Below are 4,503 nucleotides of genomic sequence, written 5' to 3' on the forward strand. Positions count from 1 at the left end.
CCCTGACACCATCACCCGCGTCTCGCCGTCACGGCACCAACATCGAAAACGTCATCGGTGGATCCGGGCTCAACCGAGGCGGCAACCGACAGATGAACTACGCCCTGCACATGATCGCCGTCACCCAGGCCCGCGGCATCGGCCCCGGCCGGGCCTACCTCCTCAAACAGCAGGGGCGCGGCAAGGACCGCACCGCCGCCGTACGCCTGCTCCGCCGACGCCTCTCCGACACCGTCTTCACCGCCCTGCGCGCCGACCAGATCCACGCCCCCACCGCCCGCCCGCACGCGGCCTGAGCACCGGTGTTGACATAGGAGCATCGGGGAGCTCGACCCCCGCAACCGTTGATCATGGACTTCATCCGGTCCCAGGAGGCTATGGGGCGCTCGGTCGAGTCGGTCTGTCGGGTGCTGCGTGAGCAGGGCCTGCAGGTCGCCGCGCGCACCTACCGCGCTCATCGGGCCGGCTACGCAGGCCTGTCCGCGGGGCTGGTGGCGATGGCGTACCTGATGAACACGATCCACGCCCTGGCCTACCGGTGGGACGTCGCCAGCGGCGCGTTCCGGCTGCGTCCGGAAGGGCTGTACGGGCGGCGGAAGATGACCGCGCTGCTGGCCCGCCTCGGGCAGCCTGTCGACCTGGACGGGGTGGTCCAGCTGGCCTCGCCGCGGCGGATTCATCGTGCGATGACCCTGTTGCGGCACAACGGGATTCGCCGCGCGAGACGGAAGAGGCAGCGCGTCGATCCCGGTGACGGGCGCCGCGCCGGGGACCTGCTCGGGCGTGACTTCACCGCGCCCGAGCCGAACCTTAAGTGGGTCACCGACTTCACCTAATGGGAAGGCCGTTCTGTCGATGCGACACGAGCGGTGCTGGTCGGCAGGGGTCCCTGAGATTTCACCGATCCGGTCGCAGTCTCAGGTGGTGAGCTGCTTGCAGGTGATCACTCTTCTTGGCTTCATCGACTCGACCGAGGTCTCAACGTAGACGGTGACCCTGCCGGCCAGCTGGGCAGTCCACGGCTTGTGAGATGCCGCGCCTTGAGCGCTTCCATTAGGTCGCCGCCGCTGCCCAGAGCTCCGCCACGAAGAATCCGACGAAGGAGGAAGCATGAGCATCACCTGCGGGATCGACTGGGCCGAGGACCATCACGACATCGCTCTGGTGGACGAGCAGGGCAAGGTCCTCGCCCGCGCCCGGATCGGTGCAGATGTGGCCGGGTACACGGCGCTGGTCGAGTTGATCACGACGAATGGCGGCAGCCCGGAACAGACGGCCGTAGCGATCGAGACGGACAAGAACCTGCTCGTCGTCGCCTTGGCCGGTGCCGGCTTCACCGTCTATCCGATCAATCCTCGAGCCATGGCTCGATATCGGGAGCGGCACGTCCAAGCGGGGAGCAAGTCCGACGCGGGGGACGCGGCCGTATTGGCGCACATCCTGCGCACCGACCAGCACATGCATCGGCCGCTGCCGCGGAACACAGATCTCGCCTTGGCGATCAAGGCGCTGGCGCGCCAGCATCAGGAGGCCATCTGGGCGCTGCACCAGACGACCAGCCGGCTGCGTTCGGTCCTGCTGGAGTTCTATCCCCAAGCGTTGAAGGCGTTCCCGAAACTGACACATCACGCCGCCACGACCATCCTCGCTGCAGCACCCACTCCCGCAGCGGGCTCCAAGCTCACCCGACGTCGCGTCGAGGCGCTACTGCGCAAGTGTGGACGCCGCAACGACCCCGCACTGGTCGACCACGTCCTGACCGCATTGAAGGCTCCCACGTTGCGGCAACCCCCGGCCGTCGAGGAAGCCCTCGGGCTGGCGACACGAGGACTGCTCGAGATCATCTCGTCAATGCGGTCCTCGGTCGATGCCCTCGAGGCAGAACTCGCCCGTGAGTTCGGACGGCACCCACTGGCGCCGGTGCTCCGCTCAGCGCCCGGGCTCGGACCCGTACTCGCCGCCCGAGTTCTCGCCGAACTCGGCGATGACCCGGCCCGGTTCACGTCCGTGAAAGGTGTCCGCGCTTTCGCCGGCACCGCCCCCGTCACCAGGGCATCGGGCAAGTCCCACTACGTCAAAGCCAGAAAGGTACGCAACAAACGACTCAACGACGCCTGTCACTGGTGGGCCTTCAGCGCACTGACCTGGTCCCCCGGCGCCCGCGCCCACTACGACCGCCGCCGCGCCGCCGGCGACCACCACAACGCCGCCCTACGCAACCTCGCCAACAAGCTCATCGGACGCATGTGGTGGTGCCTCAGCCACAACCAGCCCTGGGACGAAGACGCCGCCTGGCCCGACCTCATCCCAGCCGCCGCTTGACAACTGACTCGCGTGGGATGTCTACGTGCACTCCCATGCCGGGTGGGTGTACGTGGCGTTCGTGATCGACTGATTCTCGCACCAGATCGTTTCCTGGGCGGCCGCGACGGCCAAGAGCACCGACCTGGTGATGGACGCTGTGCGGATGGCCACCGCCACCCGCGCCCGGGAAGGCCGCCCGCTCGTGCGGGACCGGCTGATCCACCACTCCGACGCGGGCTCGCAGTACACCTCGATCCGGCTCACCGAGCACCTGCTCACCGAGGGCATCCTGCCCTCGATCGGCACGGTCGGTGACGCGTACGATAACGCCCTCGCCGAGACGAACATGGGCCTGTACAAGAGCGAGTGCATCGAGACCGACGTCTTCCACGACGGCCCCTACAGGTCCCTGGCCGACGTCGAGCACGCGACCGCTGCCTGGTCACCTGGTACAACCATGAGCGCCTCCACGGCACTCTCGGTATGGTTCCACCCATCGAGTACGAAGCCGCTCACTACACCACCCACGCGTCCACCCAGAAGGGCGCGTAACCCACCATGACAGCGGCATCAAACCGTGAACGCTTCACCGGTGAGGTCGAGCGCGCGATCTCGTCCCGGCTCGAGCATGTGGTCGCGTTCATCGACGAGGTCGCGGCCGGGCATGGGCCGGTGCTGGTGACGTACGAGGCCGGTCCGACCGGGTACGGGTTGGCGCGGGCGGTCCTGGCGGCCGGGCACGCCTGCCAGGTGGCGGCCCCGAGCAAGCTCTGCGTCCGGCTGGTGATCGGGTCAAGACCGATGCCCGGGATGCGATGCTGCTGGCGAGGTTGGCCCGCAACGACGACATCGTCGCGGTCACCGTCCCGAGCGAGTTCCAGGAGTCGGCGCGGGACCTGGTGCGGGCCCGTGAGGACGCCCGGATGTCGTTGATGAGCGCGCGGCACCGGCTCTCGAAGCTGCTCCTGCGACACGGGCACATCTATGACGAGGGCGGCAACGCCTGGACCGGCAGGCACGAGGCGTGGCTGCGTCGGACCCGCAAGGACCACCTCGCCGGCGGCGGACTCGGGACCCTGGCCGCGTTCGATGACGCCTACGACGCCGTCGCCCACACGCTGGCCCGTCGGGACCGTCTCGATCACCAGATCGCAGCCCTCGCGGCGGACAGTGAGTTCACGCCCGTCACCCGCCGGCTGGGGTGCCTGCGTGGGGTCTCGACCCTGACCGGGTTCGCGCTGGCGGTCGAGATCGGCGACTGGCATCGGCTCACCGGCAAGAACATCGGCTCCTACCTGGGGTTGGTGCCGAGCGAGTCATCCTCGGGGACCTCCCGGGTGCAAGGCGGGATCACCAAGACCGGCAACGGCCACGCCCGCAGGCTGCTCATCGAGGCCGCCTGGCACCACAAGCCCCAGTATCGTCCCGGCAAGACGATGCACGACCGGTGGGCCCTGGCACCGGCAGCGGCCGCGGCCCGAGGAGATGCCGGCAACCGGCGCCTGCACCGCCGGTGGCAGGTCATGACCGCCCACAACAAGCGACACACCGTCGCCAACACCGCCATCGCCCGCGAGCTCGCCGGCTGGTGCTGGTCCCTGGCCGTCATGGACGAGCACTAACCGAACAGACCCGTTCGCGAGGACACCACGGATTCGTGGGCAGCAGCGCGAGGAGAGAACAAGCGATCCGACTATGAGCACCCGACCACGGGCACGCTCGACCCTAGAGCCGCTCCCGCTCTCCAGCCGAAACAAGGGCCCTGCGGTAACCAACCCGCGCATATCAGACTGACCGCGCGTCGACAGACACGCTGTCTCCCACGACCCACCCCGTGAACGAGGAAGCGGGGTCCCCTCCGGCCAGAGAGGGCCCCGCTTCACCCTGCCCCTTGACAGAAACCACCCACACATCAGTCGGCGCCGTCCTGGCCGAACAACACGACGAGTGGGCCGAACAATGCCGCTACCTCGGCCTCGAAGTCCTCGCCAAAGCCCGCGCCGTCCTCACCGCCCGCGAAGCCGGACCCCAGCAGGAGGTGAACTCACCCCAGACCGCCGCCCTGATCACCTCCTGAACCACCCCCCTCACCGATCACCGACGTACACCAGCGACCCGGACTTGACCGATCGGGTCTATCCGATGAACGGTGTTTCCGGTGTTCATTTCAGAGTGTCTCCGCGGCCGGCATGCGGTCGG

General features: G+C 68.1%; 3 protein-coding genes and 3 pseudogenes. All 6 read left to right on the forward strand.

From position 1 onward, the window contains the following. Positions 1-296, forward strand: a pseudogene (locus tag ABD225_RS12895) (hypothetical protein); the annotation flags it as partial. Between the two features lie 54 nt (positions 297-350). Then, a complete protein-coding gene (locus ABD225_RS12900) occupies positions 351-836 on the forward strand; it encodes a hypothetical protein (RefSeq protein WP_344086001.1) in 486 nt (161 codons plus the stop codon). A gap of 274 nt (positions 837-1,110) precedes the next feature. After that, positions 1,111-2,322, forward strand: a complete 1,212-nt coding sequence (locus ABD225_RS12905) for an IS110 family RNA-guided transposase (protein WP_344086004.1) — start codon at positions 1,111-1,113, stop codon at positions 2,320-2,322. A gap of 22 nt (positions 2,323-2,344) precedes the next feature. Then, positions 2,345-2,856 (forward strand): annotated as a pseudogene (locus ABD225_RS12910) (transposase); the annotation flags it as partial. A 263-nt stretch (positions 2,857-3,119) separates the two neighbouring features. Then, positions 3,120-3,926: a transposase gene (locus ABD225_RS12915; RefSeq protein WP_344086007.1), complete on the forward strand. Its 807-nt coding sequence runs from the start codon at positions 3,120-3,122 to the stop codon at positions 3,924-3,926. 293 nt (positions 3,927-4,219) lie between these two features. Next, a pseudogene (locus tag ABD225_RS12920) lies at positions 4,220-4,381 on the forward strand (IS256 family transposase); the annotation flags it as partial. Between the last annotated feature and the right edge of the window lie 122 nt (positions 4,382-4,503).

The organism is Nostocoides veronense (assembly GCF_039531185.1).
In the GTDB taxonomy this organism is placed as follows: Bacteria; Actinomycetota; Actinomycetes; order Actinomycetales; family Dermatophilaceae; genus Nostocoides_A; species Nostocoides_A veronense.

Bases quoted from the DNA above. Each gene is read 5' to 3' on its own strand.
- ABD225_RS12915 (WP_344086007.1), top strand. From the start codon at position 3,120: ATGCTGCTGGCGAGGTTGGCCCGCAACGACGACATCGTCGCGGTCACC.
- ABD225_RS12900 (WP_344086001.1), top strand. From the start codon at position 351: ATGGACTTCATCCGGTCCCAGGAGGCTATGGGGCGCTCGGTCGAGTCG.
- ABD225_RS12905 (WP_344086004.1), top strand. From the start codon at position 1,111: ATGAGCATCACCTGCGGGATCGACTGGGCCGAGGACCATCACGACATC.